Annotated in this window: 19 protein-coding genes; 11 read left to right on the top strand and 8 right to left on the bottom strand. The window is 66.2% G+C overall.

What is annotated here, in order from left to right:
- The 6 genes from A5707_RS15095 to A5707_RS15070 all read right to left on the bottom strand — a co-directional run bounded on the left by A5707_RS15095 (window position 1) and on the right by A5707_RS15070 (window position 4,797).
- On the bottom strand, window positions 1–780 hold the full coding sequence (locus A5707_RS15095) for an alpha/beta fold hydrolase (protein ID WP_065015274.1): 780 nt from the start codon (window positions 778–780) through the stop codon (window positions 1–3).
- Window positions 777–2,006, bottom strand: coding sequence for a lyase family protein (locus A5707_RS15090; protein WP_065015273.1), 1,230 nt, complete (start codon window positions 2,004–2,006; stop codon window positions 777–779). The genes A5707_RS15095 and A5707_RS15090 overlap by 4 nt, the downstream gene beginning before the upstream one ends.
- On the bottom strand, window positions 2,003–2,560 hold the full coding sequence (gene pcaG / locus A5707_RS15085) for a protocatechuate 3,4-dioxygenase subunit alpha (RefSeq protein WP_065015272.1): 558 nt from the start codon (window positions 2,558–2,560) through the stop codon (window positions 2,003–2,005). Before pcaG ends, A5707_RS15090 begins: the two co-directional genes overlap by 4 nt.
- Window positions 2,553–3,290 (bottom strand): protocatechuate 3,4-dioxygenase subunit beta, encoded by a 738-nt coding sequence (gene pcaH / locus A5707_RS15080; protein ID WP_065015271.1) that lies wholly within the window; start codon window positions 3,288–3,290, stop codon window positions 2,553–2,555. Before pcaH ends, pcaG begins: the two co-directional genes overlap by 8 nt.
- Before the next feature lie 65 nt (window positions 3,291–3,355).
- Window positions 3,356–3,841 carry a hemerythrin domain-containing protein gene (locus A5707_RS15075; RefSeq protein WP_065015270.1) on the bottom strand — a complete coding sequence of 162 codons (486 nt, stop codon included), beginning with the start codon at window positions 3,839–3,841 and terminating at the stop codon, window positions 3,356–3,358.
- Window positions 3,838–4,797: a Rieske 2Fe-2S domain-containing protein gene (locus tag A5707_RS15070; protein ID WP_065015269.1), complete on the bottom strand. Its 960-nt coding sequence runs from the start codon at window positions 4,795–4,797 to the stop codon at window positions 3,838–3,840. The genes A5707_RS15075 and A5707_RS15070 overlap by 4 nt, the downstream gene beginning before the upstream one ends.
- 226 nt (window positions 4,798–5,023) lie before the next feature.
- On the opposite strand from A5707_RS15070, the gene A5707_RS15065 reads away from it, so the two are divergent.
- From A5707_RS15065 to A5707_RS15045, 5 genes are read left to right on the top strand one after another with little or no spacing between them, the layout of a single operon-like run.
- The gene (locus tag A5707_RS15065; protein ID WP_065015268.1) at window positions 5,024–6,352 is read left to right on the top strand and encodes a Rieske 2Fe-2S domain-containing protein; all 1,329 of its coding nucleotides are present in this window, start codon (window positions 5,024–5,026) and stop codon (window positions 6,350–6,352) included.
- Window positions 6,349–6,873 (top strand): 3-phenylpropionate/cinnamic acid dioxygenase subunit beta, encoded by a 525-nt coding sequence (locus tag A5707_RS15060; RefSeq protein WP_065015267.1) that lies wholly within the window; start codon window positions 6,349–6,351, stop codon window positions 6,871–6,873. Before A5707_RS15065 ends, A5707_RS15060 begins: the two co-directional genes overlap by 4 nt.
- Window positions 6,870–7,100, top strand: a complete 231-nt coding sequence (locus A5707_RS15055) for a dihydrodiol dehydrogenase (RefSeq protein ID WP_065015266.1) — start codon at window positions 6,870–6,872, stop codon at window positions 7,098–7,100. Before A5707_RS15060 ends, A5707_RS15055 begins: the two co-directional genes overlap by 4 nt.
- Complete coding sequence (gene hcaB / locus A5707_RS15050) at window positions 7,097–7,888, top strand: 3-(cis-5,6-dihydroxycyclohexa-1,3-dien-1-yl)propanoate dehydrogenase (protein ID WP_065015265.1); 792 nt, start codon at window positions 7,097–7,099, stop codon at window positions 7,886–7,888. The genes A5707_RS15055 and hcaB overlap by 4 nt, the downstream gene beginning before the upstream one ends.
- On the top strand, window positions 7,882–8,598 hold the full coding sequence (locus A5707_RS15045) for a class II aldolase/adducin family protein (RefSeq protein WP_419866432.1): 717 nt from the start codon (window positions 7,882–7,884) through the stop codon (window positions 8,596–8,598). The genes hcaB and A5707_RS15045 overlap by 7 nt, the downstream gene beginning before the upstream one ends.
- Window positions 8,599–8,674: 76 nt before the next feature.
- Here A5707_RS15045 and A5707_RS15040 read toward each other — a convergent pair whose 3' ends face one another.
- Window positions 8,675–9,460 (bottom strand): IclR family transcriptional regulator, encoded by a 786-nt coding sequence (locus A5707_RS15040; RefSeq protein WP_065015263.1) that lies wholly within the window; start codon window positions 9,458–9,460, stop codon window positions 8,675–8,677.
- Window positions 9,461–9,510: 50 nt separating this feature from the next.
- Here A5707_RS15040 and A5707_RS15035 point away from each other — a divergent pair, with 50 nt between their 5' ends.
- The 4 genes from A5707_RS15035 (at window position 9,511) to A5707_RS15020 (ending at window position 12,699) form a co-directional block, all read left to right on the top strand.
- Window positions 9,511–10,323, top strand: coding sequence for a Cof-type HAD-IIB family hydrolase (locus A5707_RS15035; RefSeq protein WP_065015262.1), 813 nt, complete (start codon window positions 9,511–9,513; stop codon window positions 10,321–10,323).
- Window positions 10,324–10,348: 25 nt separating this feature from the next.
- Window positions 10,349–11,140 carry an SGNH/GDSL hydrolase family protein gene (locus A5707_RS15030; protein WP_065015261.1) on the top strand — a complete coding sequence of 264 codons (792 nt, stop codon included), beginning with the start codon at window positions 10,349–10,351 and terminating at the stop codon, window positions 11,138–11,140.
- A gap of 26 nt (window positions 11,141–11,166) precedes the next feature.
- Complete coding sequence (locus tag A5707_RS15025) at window positions 11,167–11,823, top strand: DedA family protein (RefSeq protein ID WP_065015260.1); 657 nt, start codon at window positions 11,167–11,169, stop codon at window positions 11,821–11,823.
- A 429-nt stretch (window positions 11,824–12,252) separates the two neighbouring features.
- Window positions 12,253–12,699: an anti-sigma factor antagonist gene (locus A5707_RS15020; RefSeq protein ID WP_065015259.1), complete on the top strand. Its 447-nt coding sequence runs from the start codon at window positions 12,253–12,255 to the stop codon at window positions 12,697–12,699.
- A gap of 13 nt (window positions 12,700–12,712) precedes the next feature.
- Here A5707_RS15020 and A5707_RS15015 read toward each other — a convergent pair whose 3' ends face one another.
- A complete protein-coding gene (locus A5707_RS15015; protein WP_156657977.1) occupies window positions 12,713–13,327 on the bottom strand; it encodes a maleylpyruvate isomerase family mycothiol-dependent enzyme in 615 nt (204 codons plus the stop codon).
- 119 nt (window positions 13,328–13,446) lie between these two features.
- On the opposite strand from A5707_RS15015, the gene A5707_RS15010 reads away from it, so the two are divergent.
- Together A5707_RS15010 and A5707_RS15005 are read left to right on the top strand one after the other, a co-directional pair.
- The gene (locus A5707_RS15010) at window positions 13,447–14,469 is read left to right on the top strand and encodes an SDR family oxidoreductase (protein WP_065015257.1); all 1,023 of its coding nucleotides are present in this window, start codon (window positions 13,447–13,449) and stop codon (window positions 14,467–14,469) included.
- A 91-nt stretch (window positions 14,470–14,560) separates the two neighbouring features.
- On the top strand, window positions 14,561–15,438 hold an 878-nt coding region (locus A5707_RS15005; RefSeq protein WP_156657973.1), incomplete at its 3' end, for a 13E12 repeat family protein.

Genomic DNA, 15,438 nt, shown 5'->3' with positions numbered 1-15,438 from the left:
TCATCTCCACTTCTTCAGGGCGGCAAGAACATCGGCAATACGCCCGGGCTGCTCGGCGGGTGCCAGGTGCGCGGCGTTGGGCACCTGGACGAACCGGCCACGGCTCACGTTGACGGCAATGAAGCGCACCGAGTCGGGCGGGGTGGCGATGTCGTCGGCGCCGGCGACCGCGACGATCGGGGTGTCGATTTCCCCGAGGCGCCCGCGCGCATCGAATTCGGCGAGCGCCTCGCAGGTTCGCGCATAGCCGTCGTCGTCCACGTCTCGCAACGCGTCCAGCAGCGCCCGTGCCGACGCCGGGTCACGTTCGAAAAACCCGGGAGCGAACCACCGCCGGACAGACCCGGACACTACTTCACCGGTCCCGCCGCTACGGACGACCCGCGCCCGGGAGTGCCAATCATCTGGGTCGCCGATCTTTGCCGCTGTGCAGATCAGTGCGGCAGACAAGATGCGCTCGGGCCGCGCCAGCAGCAACTGCAGTCCGACGACGCCGGCAACCGAGACACCGGCATAGGTGACCGGCCGCTTGCCCACCGTGTGATCCACCAGCTTGGCCACAGCTGTGGCCAACTCGGCGATCGTAAAGGCGCCCCGCGGCGGCGGACTGGCCCCGTGCCCGGGCAGGTCCCAGCCGATGACGTGATAGCTGTCCGCCAGACGCCGCGCCGCCGCCGACCACAGTGCGATCACGGAGGTGCCCAGCGACGGACCGACGACCAGCGGCGGCAGGTCAGGCGAGCCGCCCAGATGGCACCCGCGGATGGCAGGAATACTCAACGCCGTTCCTTGAGAAACCGTTGGGCACGATTCAGGCTGTCATCGATCAAGAAATCCACTGTACCGAAATAGGTTGGCGACGGGGTGCTTTCGGCCAGGTCCGCGATCGCACGTTGCTCGCCGGCTACGTCGGCCGTGTCGAGATTCTCGGCCATGCGCCCTGGATGGATTTCGAGCCCGACGAGCAACTCGCTGCACTGCGCGGCGGCAACGACGGTGCGGCGGGCCAGCGTCCGCAGCGTGTCCCATTCGGCGTGCCACGCCCCATCCGGGCGCTCGTCGTGAGCGAGGGCAGCCGCGATGTGCAGTGTCGCGGCCAATTGCGGGGCCGACATCGCGGTACGGCGCAGCAGGATGGACAGCACGGGATTGCGCTTGCCCGGCATGGTCGACGAGCCGCCGCGATCACCGGCGGCAGGCTCGCTCAATTCGGCGATCTCGGGACGGGCCAGGGTGACGATATCCGAGGCGATCCGGCCCCACGCGTCGGTGCATCCCACCAGGGCGTCACCGAGGGCGGTGATCGGTGTGCGGGTAGTGTGCCACGGCATCCGGTTCGCCAATCCCAATGCGGCGGAGGTACTTTGCGCCAGCTGGATTGAGACGTGCGCGGGTCCGTCGTGGTGTCCGGCCAAAGTGGCCAGTTCGGTCGTCGCCGCCAGTGTCCCGCCGGCACCGCCGATCTGGGCCGGCCAGGTCATTGCGTCGAGGCTCCGATACGCGTCGATCACGCTGTTCAGCCACCCGGCCACTTTGGCCCCGAATGTCGTCGGCACGGCGTGTTGGGTCAACGTCCGGGCCACCATCGGGGTGGCGCGATACGTTCGTGCCAGAGTCGACAGTGTCGAAATCTGCTCGGAAAGTTGGCTTTTCAGCATGTCGGCGACATCACGGGCAGCCAGCATCAAGCTGGTGTCCAAGACATCCTGGCTGGTGAGGCCGCGGTGGATCCAGGCGCTGAGCGCCGGAGCAGCCCGCTCACGCAGCAGCGCCACCAACCCGGTCACCGGGTTACCGCCGTCTTCGGCGCCCGCGGCAAGCACCTCGCAATCTTGCGCGTCCAACAGTCGGCCCAGATCGGCGTCGGCGGCCTCGACGGGAGCCAGGCCGGCGCCGACCAGTGCGTTCAACCAGGCCGATTCCACTGCGACCATCGTCGCCAGCAACGCCTCGTCGGTCATCAGGTCACCGGCGCGGTGATCGCCCGGCCACAGCAGGTTCGTCATCCGTTATCACCGTGGTAGGACAGGAAAATCGTCTCGTGTTCGCCTTGCAGGTGGATGTCGAAACGGTATCCGCCCGGCTCCGCGACACACAACAGGGTGTTTCGTCGCGCGGTATCGAGCGCCGACAGCAGCGGCTCGGCAGCCAGGTCGCCGTGCGGCACATACGCCCGGGTGAACAACCGATTCAACAGCCCGCGCGCGAAGACGGTGATCGCGAAGAACGCGGCGCGTCCAGCGGTTACCGGACCGGGCGGCAGCGTCGTGAACGCGTAGCGGCCGGCCGCATCGGTCGCGCACCGTCCCCAACCGGTGAAGGCCGCGCCGTCGCGACGCAACGAACCCGGTTGTGCGACGATGCTGCCGTCCGGGCCGGGCTGCCACAGTTCGACCAGCGCGTCGGGGACGCCGACCCCGGCGCCGTCAAAAACCACGCCGTGCAACTGGATGGCGCCGGCAACGGTATCGCCGGCCAATCGATGGTCGCCGACATACGGCAACGCACAATGGAAGAACGGCCCCACCGTTTGCCCTGGCGTGCAAGCGAATTCACTCATAGCCGCAGCGCTCCAGCACGATGTCCCAGCGGTAGCCGGTGGCGTACTCGGGTTGAGTGAGCTCGTGGTCGTAGGTGGCGATCAGCCGTTGCCGCGCGGCCGGGTCGACGACGGACTGGAAGATGGGATCCAACCCGAACAACGGATCGCCTGGAAAATACATCTGGGTGACCAGGCGCTGGGTGAACGCCGTACCGAAGACCGAGAAGTGAATGTGCGCGGGCCGCCAGGCATTCTGGTGGTTGCGCCAGGGGTACGGACCCGGCCTGATGGTCAAGAAGCGGTACGTGCCGTCGGGCTGCGTCAGGCAGCGGCCCACCCCGACGAAATTCGGATCGATCGGCGCGGGGTGCTGGTCGCGCTCGTGGTGGTAGCGGCCGCTGGCGTTGGCCTGCCAAATCTCGATGAGTTGTCCGGCCAGCGGTTGACCCGCGGTGTCGAGCAACCGGCCCGTCACGATGATGCGCTCGCCGATCGGCTCGCCGGGATGTCCGGCGGTGAGGTCGGCATCGCCGGGGTCGACATCCTGGTAGCCGAAGCAGGGCGCCGCGCGCTCGATTTCGTCCGGATCGACGCGGACAAACGGTGATTGCGGATGGCGCAGTGCGCTGCTGCGGTACGGCGGGTAGTTCAGTCGCGGCTGCGGTCCGTCAGCGCCGAAGGCCGCCACGCGGGCGATCTCGGCGGTGATGTCGCCCTGGGACGCGAGGTGCTCCGGTGCAGCCCACATAGCGCTGACGCTACTAGTAATGCCCGGCTGTCCTCGCCGGGCCGGGCGAATTCGCGGTCGCGGGACTACATCGCGCGCAGCAGCGCCGCTTTGCCCTTCACCCGCAGCTTTTCCAGCGTGGAGGCACGCAGCTGCTCGATGCGCGCCGCCATCTTGCGGCCCAGCGCCTCGAGTTCGTCGTCGGTGATGTGCACCGATGCGGGAACCGGGATCATGTCACGTTCCTCTTCGTCGGCGTGTGCCTCCAGGACCGTCTTGAACGTTTCCCATTCCAGTTCGTAGGTGGACGCCGTCGGTGGCGTGCGCAGCAATACAGCGAGCTGGTCGGTGACTTGGCGGTGTTCGGCGTGCGCGATTGCGATCAACCTGCTGGCCGCCGCGAGGGCGGGATAGTAGATGTCGTCCTCGATGCGAAAGTGGATATCCAACTCCACCAACATTTCGTCGAGGATGGCCTGCCGTTCCGCGGTGCCTACCGGCGCGGCGCTGACCTTGGCGCCCAGGCCTTTGAGCACTTTGTGGTGGTCCTGCAGCACCGTGTAGGCGTTCACTTGGCTACTCCCCTTTTCGCCTCGAGGCTCGACGCGCCCAGAGGATGGTGCCCGTCACCGCGCAACTCGATCATTCCGTCGCTGATCCGCGCCTGATAGCGGGGCAGCGGCGCGGCCGCCGGGCCGCGCAGCACCTCCCCCGAGTCGACGTCGAAACGCGAACCGTGCCAGGGACATACGATGCGTCCGCGATCGACCCAACCGTCGGCCATCGGCGCAGCCAGATGCGGGCAGAATTCGCCGAACGCGGACACCTCGCCGTTGCCGGTCCGGCATACGACCAAACCCACCCCGTCGATCTCGACCCGCTGCGGCTTGCCGTTCTGCAGCGACGACGCCGGCAGGACGGGCGTCCAGTCGTGGGTGCGCAACCGCTGGCCGGATTGGTCGATGCCGATTCCCGACTCGAACACCAACGCGCCACCTAGATAGCTGCTGCCCACGGTGATGCCGTAACCCAGTGCGCTGATAGCGATTCCACGCAGGTGCCGACCGCGTCGACGGTCCGCCCAGGACTTCACGTACAACCCCGTCGCGAGGAGATTCAGCAGGCCGTGCACTGCCCCGACGCGGCGGTCTTCCTCGTGGGTGTGCTGCCAGTCGGTGACGCCGGTGACCGCGGAGGCGACGTTGGCCAGAATCCCCAGGCCCAGCGCGCGTCGGGCGAACCGCGATGCGTCGACCAGTTCAGAGGCCGGCCGGCCGGGCAGCACGCTGAGCGCATCCAGTGCCACCGTCGTCCCGAGGGCTCCGCTGGTCAGCGACGCCAGCGGCGGATGAACCGGATGTCCGAGCCATGCGCCGTTCAAGGCGTTGGTGACGCGGTCCCGGGCGCCACCCAGCGCGTTGTAGACCAAGCCGAGCATGTGCTCGAACCGGTAACTCGGGCGATCCAGCCACTCTTGCCGCCCGACGAAGGACAGCGTTCGGGTGCCCAACTTGGACCGCTGAACCATCACCTTAGCCTTTCCTCATTTGCGGTGCAGATACCCGCCTTATTACGGACTATAGCTTGCTATGCCCAGCTGGCATGATCTGTGCAACCGCATATTCGGATTCATGTGAGGTAGTTCACGCTCTCAGCTCGCAGACGGTGGACTGTTGACCGCCCCCGGCTGGTGAGGCACTCTCTAATTAGCGGAAGCGTTCTCTGCACAGCAGATCATCGACGGGAGTTGGCCGATGACCGACTACAGCCACGTCTTCGACAACGTTCGACGTGGGATGGTCCCGGCCCACATTTACAACGACGACGAGATCTTCGCTTTGGAGAAGGACCGGATATTCAGCCGGGCCTGGCTGTTCGTCGGCCACGAGTCGGAGATCCCCCACGACGGCGACTACGTGGTACGACGGGTGCTGGGTGATTCCTTCATCATCGCGCGGGGATCGGACGGCGATGTACGCGCCCTATTCAATATGTGCCTGCACCGCGGGATGCAGGTGTGCCGCGCCGAGATGGGCAATGCCTCCAATTTCCGTTGCCCCTACCACGGTTGGGTCTATCGCAACGACGGCCGGCTCACCGGTCTGCCGTTTCACCGCGAGGCCTACGGCGGCGACGACGGGTTCGCCAAGGGTGGCCAAACCCTTTTGCCTGCACCGAATCTGGCGAGCTACAACGGTTTACTCTTCATCAACCTCGATCCCAACGCCGAGCCGCTGGAGGACTTCCTGGGTGACTTCCGGTTCTACTTGGACTTTTACACCAAGCAGAGCCGCCACGGCCTGGAAGTGCGTGGCCCGCAACGCTGGCGGATCAACGCGAACTGGAAGATCGGGGCCGAGAACTTCGCCGGCGACATGTATCACACCCCGCAAACGCATACCTCGATCGTCGAGATCGGGCTGTTCCGCGAACCCAAAGCGCACAAACGTAAGGATGGCGCCACCTACTGGGCCGGCCGCGGCGGCGGCACCACCTACAAACTCCCGCCGGGTGACTTCGACGAACGGATGCGCTACCTCGGATACCCCGACCAGATGATCGGCCGGATCAAAGACGTGTGGTCGCCGCGCCAGCAACAGGTCGTCGGCCAGGACGGGTTCATGATCTCGGCCGCCTCGTGCTTTCCCAACCTGAGTCTGGTGCATAACTGGCCGAAAGTCGAAGACGGCCAGGCGGTGTTGCCGTTCATCTCGATTCGGCTCTGGCAGCCGATCAGCGCCAACCAAACCGAGGTGTACTCGTGGTTCGCGGTGGACTCCGCGGCGCCGCCGGAGTACAAGAAGAATTCCTACAAGGCCTACCTGATGTGCTTCGGGTCGTCGGGCATGTTCGAACAGGACGACGTGGAGAACTGGGTGTCGCTGACCACCACCGCAGGCGGCACCATGGCGCGCCGGTTGCTGCTGAACAGCCGGATGGGCCTGCTCTCCGACGACCGCCCCGTCGTCGACACGCTGCCCCCCACCGCATTTCACGGGCCAGGCCGCGCCCAAGTCGGCTACAACGAGAACAACCAGCGCGCGCTACTGCAGCTGTGGGCCGACCACCTGGAGACGGCATGAACGCCAGACATCCCCTGCCGTTCAACGACCCTCGGCACCTGCAGGCACACCAGTTCCTGGTCGACGAGGCGTATCTGCTCGACGCACAGCAGTACGAGGCGTGGCTGGACACCCTGGCCGACGACATTGTCTACCTGATGCCGGTACGGGTCACCACCGCGCTGGGCGCCGGGTTCGACACCTCGCCCGGCATGGCGCACTTCGACGAGAACAAGTACTCGCTGAGCCGGCGCGTGGCCCGCTTCCGCACCGAGCACGCCTGGACCGAGGACCCGCCGTCACGGATGCGGCACTACATCACCAACGTTCGCACGTTCGGCTGCGAGGATGATGACCATGTGGTCGCCGAATCCGCCGAGCTGCTGTTCCGCAGCCGCGGTGATGCCAACGAAGCGGCGCTGGTGTCGTGCGGCCGCACCGACGTGTTGCGCCGCAACGGCGAGCAGTGGAAACTGGCGCGGCGCACCATCATGGTCGACGAGTCGGTATTGCGGATGCAGAATCTGGCGGTGTTCTTATGACCGATGAATCTCTCACGATCGCCAACGAATTCACCGAAGTACAGGTGCGTCGCATCGATACCCGCAACGGGTCGCGGCTGCTGGTCACCGCGCCCAAATCCGGTCAGTCGATCAGCCTGGATGCGCTCGAGCTGGAAGCCCTGACTCGACAGAACGCCCGCACGTTAGCGGCAATGGTCGGCACCACACATGGCCCGCTGCTTCCGGACGACGGGCCGACACCATGACGGGCTGGCTGGACGGCAAGCGTGCCCTGGTCGTCGGCGCCGGATCGGGTATCGGACGAGCCGTCGTCGACGCTTTCCGTACCGAAGGCGCCAAAGTCGCTGTGCTGGAGCGGGATCACGGTAAGTGCGAGGCGCTGCGCCGGGAGTGCCCGCAGGTGCCAGTCGTCGAGGGCGACGCGGTCGAGCGGGCCGCCAACGAACGCGCGGTCGCCGCTGCGGTCGACGCGTTCGGTGGGCTGGACACCCTGGTCAACTGTGTGGGGATCTTCGATTTCTACCGGGGAATTGTGGACCTCGGCGGCGACGAACTACCCGCCGCGTTCGACGAGATCTTCCGGACCAATGTGCTCAGCCACCTGCAGTCGGTCAAAGCCGCCGTGCCGGCGCTGAAGGCCGGCGCGGGGCCGTCGATCGTGCTGGCCGAATCCGCGTCGTCGTTTTATCCCGGCCGCGGCGGAGTGCTGTACGTGTCGTCGAAATATGCGGTGCGTGGGCTGGTCAGCACGCTCGCCCACGAACTCACGCCGGACATCCGAGTCAACGGCGTGGCGCCGGGCGGCACGCTCAACACCGACCTGCGCGGGGCGGCCAGCCTCGGGCTACAGGATGTCCGCCTCGACGACACACCCGGCCGGGCCGACGACTTAGCCGCGCGCACACCGCTGAACGTCGCGCTGTCCGGTCACGATCACGCGTGGAGTTTTGTGTTCCTCGCCTCCGACCGCTCCCGGGGCATCACCGGCGACACCCTCCACCCCGACGGCGGATTGGCTCTGGGGGCATCGTGACGCTCGACGAGCAACGCACGCTGGTGGCACAGGCATGCCGGGTGGCCGCGGCGCGCGGCCTGGTCGACGGCATCCTGGGCCACCTGAGCCTGCGCATCGACGACGAGCACCTGCTGATCCGCTGTCGCAGTGACACCGACACCGGGGTGGCGTTTACCCGGCCGGAGGATATTCGGCTGATCCGCTTCGACGGCAGCCCCGGCGCCGCAACCGAACTCGACGGCTACCGGCTACCCGCTGAGCTTCCCATCCACGTCGAAACGCTGCTGGCCGACTCCCGGCATCGGGCGGTTGCCCACCTGCATCCGCCCGCCGTCGTCGCCGCCGATCTTGCCGGCATCGTGCTGCGGCCAATCTGGGGGGCATACGACATTGCCGGCGCGTGGCTGGCCCGGGGCGGTGTCCCGGTCTACGAACGGGCAGTGTTGATTCGAAACCCTCAGTTGGGCAAGGAAATGGTGGCCGCGATGCGCGGCCGGCCGGTGGTGATCTGCCGCGGCCACGGCCTCACCAGCGCCGCCGCGAGCGCGCAGCAGGCGGTGCTGCAGGCGATCAGCGTCGACGCGCTGGCCCGAATGGCGTTACGCGTGCACGCCGCGGGCGGCGCCGTGCGCGATATCGATGACCGGGATTGGGCAGAGCTGCCCGATCTGGGTTCCGGTTTCACCGTCGAGGCGGCCTGGCGACACGAAGTCGCGCGGCTCGGGTAGCGACCCTGTTGCCGCCGAACGTCGAGTTGTCGGGCGATTTCGGCCAAATACGCGCAACAAGTCGACGCTCGACGGGTCAGAGTTGTTCGCCAATCTCCTTGGCCGCCTTGGTAAGCGTGGCAGCCACCGATGAATACTGCGACTTAGTCAGCCGATGCTGCGGTGCTGCGGCGTTGAGCGCCAGCCGCAGGCCCGGCGCCCGCGTGGGTATCACCACCGCCACCGAGGCAACGCCTTCCTCGCTCTCCTCCCGGTTGACGGCATAACCGTGATCGCGGATCCGGGACAGCTCGGCTTCCAACGCAGTGCGCGTGGCGATCGACCGCTGGGTGATCCCCTCCAGCGTCTCGTCGGGCAGCAGCTGATGCAATTCCGGTTGCGACAACTGGGCCAGCATGGCCTTACCGGTCGAGGTGCAGTGCGCCGGCATGGTGCGGCCCAACCGCGAGGCCACCCGCACCGCCGCCGGCCCCTCGACCGCGGCGACGAAGCGCACCACCGCCCCGTCGAGCATTCCGATATGGATTGTCTCGCGCAGTCGTTCGCTGAGCCCCCGCATGATCGGCGTCGCGGTGCCGGCGATGTCGATGCGGCCGAAGATCGCAAACGCCACGCCGGTCAGCGCCGGACCCGGCAGATAGGCCTTCGACACCGGGTCCTGGCGCACAAAACCTCGGTAGGTCAGCATTGCCAGCAACCGGTGTGCAGTCGAGGATGCCACCCCCAGATACTGGGTCGCCTCAGTCAACCGGATCTGCGGCTGCTCCCCCAGCAGCAGCAAGAGTTTGAGCGCGTTGTCGACGGACTCGATCGGATACTGCGGCGCAAGTGAATCGGCGGTCCGCTTCGCCTTGTTCGGCATGTCAGAGACGGTACCTGCGATAACGCCGATCCTGACTATCATGGGGACGCGTGGCGACTGACCGGATCCGTCTGCTGCTCGCCGATGTGGACGGCACGCTAGTAGACCAGCAGAAGCAACTCACCGACGCGGCCGTGGATGCGGTGCGCAAGCTGCACGACGCCGACGTGTTGTTCGCCGTCACCAGCGGGCGACCGCCCAAGGGGATGGCGATGCTGATCGATCCGCTCGACCTGAAAACGCCGATCGCCGGCTTCAACGGAGGCATCTTCGTCAAGCGCGACATGAGCGTCATCGAGCAGAAGGTTCTCCCCGACGACTTGGTGGTACCGATCGCGGAGGTGATCAGCTCGCACGACCTCGACGTGTGGATCTATCAGGGCGCCGATTGGTATGTCCCCGATATGGACGGCTCGCATGTGGATCGGGAGTCCAAAACCGTGCAGTTCAAGCCGAAGGTGATGAAAGACGCCAAGGATCACACCGAGTCGGTCGCCAAGATCGTCGGGGTCAGCGACGACCACGACGCGGTTAAGGCGGCCACTCAAGCGGTTCAGGATCGGTTCGGCGACCGCGTCGCGGCGTCACCGTCGCAGCCGTACTACCTCGATGTCACTCATCCCGAGGCCGACAAGGGATCGGTCGCCAAATACCTTGCCGCACAGTACCAGTTGACGCCCGAACAGATTGCAACGATCGGCGACATGCCCAACGACATACTGATGTTCGAGCACTCGGGGCTGACCATCGCCATGGGAAACGCCGACGAGAAGGTCAAGGCGGCCGCCAAAGAGGTGACCGACAGCAACGACAACGACGGCTTCGCCAAAGCCGTCGAGCGTTTCGTTTTGCCGGAGGCCTGAATTCCCGGCGGCTAGTCTCGCGGTCATGTCGGGCATCGCCTACCGCCGGTATGTGGCCATCGGCGACAGCCAGACCGAGGGGTTGTGGGACGGCGACGACACCGTTGGTCTCACCGGCTTCGCCGACCGGCTGGCCTCCCGGATCGACGCCGTGTATCCAGGATTGCAGTACGCCAATCTGGCAGTGCGTGGCCGACGGATCAGTGACGTGCTGCACGACCAACTTCCGAACGCGCTGATGATGCGGCCGGATCTGATCACCGTGTGCGCTGGCATGAATGACGTCACCCGGCCGGGGCGATCCTTCGATCAAGCGTTGGCCGACTTGAACCTGCTGTACACGCGGCTGGCCGAGTCGGGGGCAACGGTGCTGACCACGACCTTCCCCGATGTCGCCAAACTCGTGCCGGTCGGCCGCCTACTCGCCTCACGAGTGGCCCGCATCAACGACGTCATCCGCGCCGCTGCCGCACGCCATGGATTCGGGCTCGTCGATCTGTTCACCGCCGCGTCCATGCACGACCTCGACACCTGGAGCGCTGACCGCATTCACGCCTCCACCAAGGGACATATTCTGTTCGCGGCCGCCGCAGCTGAGGCCTTGAAACTGCCGTCGAGCAATCATGATTGGGCACGCTCAGACGGCGTCGCGGCGCCTTCGTCGCTGTCAGCGCGCGCCGCTGCGCAGGTGCGGTGGACCCAGAACTTGCTCCTGCCCTGGATGTGGCGCCAGTTGCGTGGCCGCTCTACCGGCGACGGGCGAGAACCCAAACGCCCATCCCTCGACGACGTCACAGCGCGTCGCCGCGCCCGCTGACTATCGCCGTCAGGCATTCTTGTCGCATGACAGTGGATGTCCTGCTGCACTCGATCCCGCCGCTGACGGTCTACCTGATCGTCGGCGCGGTGGTGGGGATCGAGAGCCTCGGGATTCCGCTTCCCGGTGAGATCGTGCTCGTCACCGCGGCGCTGATGTCGTCTCGTCACGAATTGGCCGTCAGCCCAATCGGAGTCGGAGCAGCCGCGGTGATCGGGGCGGTAATCGGCGACACGATCGGCTATTCGATCGGCCGGCGGTTCGGCATGCCCCTGTTCGACTGGTTGGGCCGGCGGTTTCCCCGCCACTTCGGTCCCGGACATGTCGGCCTGGCCGAACGGATTTTCACCAGGTGGGGCTCGCATGCGGTCTTCTTTGGGCGGTTCGTCGCGCTGTTGCGGATCTTCGCCGGGCCGCTTGCCGGCGCTTTGAAAATGCCCTATCCGCGGTTTCTCGCCGCCAATGTCTCCGGTGCCGTGTGCTGGGCGGGCGGTACCACCGCCCTGATCTACTACGCCGGAATCGCGGCCGAGCGCTGGTTGCAGCGGTTCTCCTGGATCGCTCTGGTGGTCGCGGTGGTGGTCGGCACCATTGCCGCGATTCTGCTTCGCAAACGCACCGCCCGGGCGATCGCCGAATTCGAAGCCGAAAACCCCCGAGAATCGGACCCCACCGCGGCTTGAGCCTGGGCCCCGTTGGCAAACTCTGCGCCCGATGCTGAGCGCCGCCGACAGCTACGGTGTGACAGCCGTCCGGGCTCGCCTGTGGCGAATTTGCTAGCGGACTGCATCAAGGCTGTTGGCGCCCCATGCGACGCTGCTCCTTGCGCCGCCGGTGCCAAATGAGAGCCCTTGATAGTAGGCGCAATCGACATTTGCATGACATCCGGCTGTCTACCGGGTGACGGCAGTTGTCTCGGACAACCGGACGATGACGAATATTTGCGGGACGCTGACCATCCAGGGCACGCAAATTCGATTCTTAGCAACTCCACATAGACAGGCCGAGCAATCTCTGTTATAAAAATGAAATCTAGAAAATACGAGGTCTGTCTTCAGGCACGTAGGGCGGGCATCCTTCGCGGCGCGAAGCGCCGATTTGAGGAGTTCACCATGAGTTTTGCCACGGCAGAAGCATCGTCCAGTCATTTGATGTTGAGCAGCCGTCTGGTCTCGGAACTGGCCGGGGCACGCAGCACGCTGCGGACCACCAGCGAACGCGCCGGGTCGGCGGTGATTGTCCATGCCGGAGGCGAAGTCGATGCCTCCAATGAGGACACCTGGCGGCACCTGTTGAGCGAGGCGGCGGCTGCTGCGGGCTCCCCCGGCGCTCTTGTCGTCGACACCAGCGGCCTGGACTTCATGGGCTGCTGCGCGTTCGCGGTGCTGGCCGAGGAAGCGGAGCGCAGCCGGGAACGCGGCGTCGATATACGCGTGGTCAGCAGCCAGCCCGTCGTTGCGCGGCTGGTCGCCGCCTGCGGCCTCGGCGAGCTGATCGCCGTCGACGAGAGCGTGGACGCCGCGCTGGCGGCCTCGCCGGGCGCGTCCTCCGACTGGTGACCGCTGGGGCCGGTCAGCGGCTTATGCGCCGCGCGAGCAGCTGTTTCCCGGGTCCGGCTAATTGATTCAGGGCGTCCGGCCGTGCGGCCATCGCCATCAGCAGAGCCTCGCCCGGACCACTGACCGCTGGCCCGCTGCCGTGGGCCCAGTCGACGTCGGTGGCGGCCAGCCGGAGTCCTCGAGCCCGCCAGGCACCGCGAGTAGCCGGAGCCCGCAGGGCATAGTTCAACACGGCTTGTAGCCGCTGAGGGTCGATGGCCCGCGCGATACCGAGTGGGCGGCGGATGTCCTGCTGATGGATCATGCCGTCGACGAGTGCGACCATCCCATCGAACATCGACGTGAAGCCCCGCGGCGGAATGCAGGCACGCATCAGTTCGGTGAGCTGTTCGGGCGAGCGGCGGGCATACTCGGCGACGCCTATCGCATTGACGCGATTGACCAGCAGACCGCCTTTGACGAAGCGGCGCAACAACTCCCAGCGATCCAGCTCGTCGTAGCTGAGCACGTGGGCAACGACGTCACGGACCCGCCACTGGGCGCACAGGCTGGGCTGCTCCCATTGCGCGGGCGATAAACCGGCGAGCAGCTCGGCGAATTCTGCGCGTTCTTCGCAGGCCATCTGCATCGTGGTCAAATCGGTCATCGCAGTACGACCTTAGTTGGTTTACCGGTTCCCGGCCGGGGTAAGCGTGCTTGTGGAGACCATTCGTCCGCCGCCCTACAAGATCGGAACAGCGTAAGACCATGGGAATCAAAGACTCACCCGTCGTCGTGGTGACCGGCGCCAGCGCCGGTATCGGCCGAGCCACTGTGCAACTGCTCGCGAAGCGGGGAGCACGTATCGGACTGCTGGCACGTGGCGAGGCCGGCCTGGAGGGAGCGGCATCCGATGTGCGCGCGGCAGGCGGTGAGGCGCTGGCGATCCCGACCGACGTGTCGGACTACGACGCGGTGGAACAGGCCGCGCGACGCGTGGAGGAACGGTTCGGTCCGATCGACGCCTGGATCAACGTTGCCTTCAGTTCGGTATTCGCGCCGTTCGCCGAGATCAAACCGGACGAATTCCGCCGGGTCACCGAGATCAGCTACCTCGGGTTCGTGTACGGCACCATGGTCGCGTTGAAGCGGATGCGTCCGCGGAATTCCGGAGTCATCGTGCAAGTGGGATCGGCACTGGGCGCACGCGCAATTCCGCTTCAGTCGGCGTACTGCGGTGCCAAACATGCCATCAACGGCTTCACCGAATCGCTTCGGACCGAATTGATGCACGAGAAGAGCAAGGTGCGGATCACCGTCGTTCAGATGCCCGCGGTCAACACCCCGCAATTCTCGTGGGTGCTTTCGCGTTTGGATCGACATCCGCAACCGGTGCCGCCGATATACCAGCCAGAAGTCGCCGCGCGTGGCGTCGTGCATGCGCTCGACCATCCCCGCCGCAAGCAGTACTGGGTCGGGGCAAGCACCGTCGGAACGATCATCGGGCAACGGTTCGCGCCCGCGCTGCTCGACCGCTATCTGGCCCGGACCGGATACGACTCGCAACAAACCGATCAGAAAGTCGGGCCGGATCAGCCGGCCAATCTTTGGGAGCCCGTCGACGGGCCCGGGGGTAAGGATTACGGCGCGCATGGTGTGTTCGACGACCAGGCCCACGGCCACAGCGCACAGTTCTGGGCCACCCGGCATCGGCGATCGCTGCTCGGCGCGGGGCTGGCCGCCAGCCTTCTCGCGGTCTCCGATTGGGGTCGGCGCCAGCTTCAGCAGTAGCAGCCAGCTTCGCTGAAATCACTTCTGCCACTTTGGCTTCAGTGGTCACACGGCGGCCGTTGTTGTCGGTGCCCGTCGATAGAATTCGAACATGCTTTCTAGTGGTCGTGAGGAGATCGACGAGGTCTTCGATGGGCTGACCGCATACCTCAAACGGGCCTTGGACTTGTGCTTTGACGGGCTGACCACTCCCGAGCGGCTGGTCATGTTGCAGCGCTGTGAGACGCTGCGCCGCCAGCTGCCCGCCGTCGAACATCCGCTGATCAACCAGCTCGCCGAGCAGGCCAGTGAAGCCGAGCTGGGCGGCAAGCTGGGGTTTGCGCTGGCCGAACGGTTGGGCATCACCCGCGCCGACGCCGCCCGCCGTATCGGTGAGGCCGCCGATCTGGGGCCGCGCCGCGCGATCACGGGCGAACCGCTCGAACCGCTTCTGCCCGCGACGGCCGCCGCGCAGCGCGCCGGGACCATCGGGGCCGGGCATGTGGCGGTGATCCGCAGCTTTTGTCACCGGCTACCCGATGCCGTGGATGTGGAGACCCGCGAACGCGCCGAAGCCCACCTGGCCCAGCTGGCCGGCGAACACCGCCCCGATGACTTGAGCAAGTTGGCCGACCGCCTCACCGACTGTCTGAACCCCGACGGGGATTACACCGACACCGACCGGGCCCGGCGCCGCGGCCTGGGTCTAGGTAATCAGCACCCCGATGCGATGTCGCAGCTGACCGGCTGGGTCACGCCTGAGCTGCGCGCGGCCATCGAAGCGATATGGGCCAAGCTGGCCGCCCCCGGCATGTGCAACCCTGAGGACCCCACCCCGTGTGTGAGCGGCACCCCGTCCCAAGAGGCCATCGAGCGCGACACCCGCAGCACCGCCCAACGCCACCACGACGCACTGCTCGCCGCCGCCCGCGCCCTGCTGGCTTCCGGTGACCTAGGTCAACACAATGGGCTGCCGGCCACCATCATCGT

This window comes from Mycobacterium kyorinense, assembly GCF_001672775.1.
Lineage (GTDB): Bacteria > Actinomycetota > Actinomycetes > Mycobacteriales > Mycobacteriaceae > Mycobacterium > Mycobacterium kyorinense_A.
Note: the sequence above shows the minus strand (reverse complement) of the source record. Positions and strands in the feature narration are given on the sequence as shown.

Excerpts from the sequence above, each read along its gene's own strand:
- A5707_RS15070 (WP_065015269.1), bottom strand. The coding sequence starts at position 4,797 with ATGGTTCAGCGGTCCAAGTTGGGCACCCGAACGCTGTCCTTCGTCGGG.
- A5707_RS15025 (WP_065015260.1), top strand. The coding sequence starts at position 11,167 with ATGACAGTGGATGTCCTGCTGCACTCGATCCCGCCGCTGACGGTCTAC.
- hcaB (WP_065015265.1), top strand. The coding sequence starts at position 7,097 with ATGACGGGCTGGCTGGACGGCAAGCGTGCCCTGGTCGTCGGCGCCGGA.
- pcaG (WP_065015272.1), bottom strand. The coding sequence starts at position 2,560 with ATGAGTGAATTCGCTTGCACGCCAGGGCAAACGGTGGGGCCGTTCTTC.
- A5707_RS15060 (WP_065015267.1), top strand. The coding sequence starts at position 6,349 with ATGAACGCCAGACATCCCCTGCCGTTCAACGACCCTCGGCACCTGCAG.
- A5707_RS15055 (WP_065015266.1), top strand. The coding sequence starts at position 6,870 with ATGACCGATGAATCTCTCACGATCGCCAACGAATTCACCGAAGTACAG.
- A5707_RS15040 (WP_065015263.1), bottom strand. The coding sequence starts at position 9,460 with ATGCCGAACAAGGCGAAGCGGACCGCCGATTCACTTGCGCCGCAGTAT.
- A5707_RS15065 (WP_065015268.1), top strand. The coding sequence starts at position 5,024 with ATGACCGACTACAGCCACGTCTTCGACAACGTTCGACGTGGGATGGTC.
- A5707_RS15090 (WP_065015273.1), bottom strand. The coding sequence starts at position 2,006 with ATGACGAACCTGCTGTGGCCGGGCGATCACCGCGCCGGTGACCTGATG.
- A5707_RS15015 (WP_156657977.1), bottom strand. The coding sequence starts at position 13,327 with ATGCAGATGGCCTGCGAAGAACGCGCAGAATTCGCCGAGCTGCTCGCC.
- A5707_RS15020 (WP_065015259.1), top strand. The coding sequence starts at position 12,253 with ATGAGTTTTGCCACGGCAGAAGCATCGTCCAGTCATTTGATGTTGAGC.
- A5707_RS15010 (WP_065015257.1), top strand. The coding sequence starts at position 13,447 with ATGGGAATCAAAGACTCACCCGTCGTCGTGGTGACCGGCGCCAGCGCC.
- A5707_RS15030 (WP_065015261.1), top strand. The coding sequence starts at position 10,349 with ATGTCGGGCATCGCCTACCGCCGGTATGTGGCCATCGGCGACAGCCAG.
- pcaH (WP_065015271.1), bottom strand. The coding sequence starts at position 3,290 with ATGTGGGCTGCACCGGAGCACCTCGCGTCCCAGGGCGACATCACCGCC.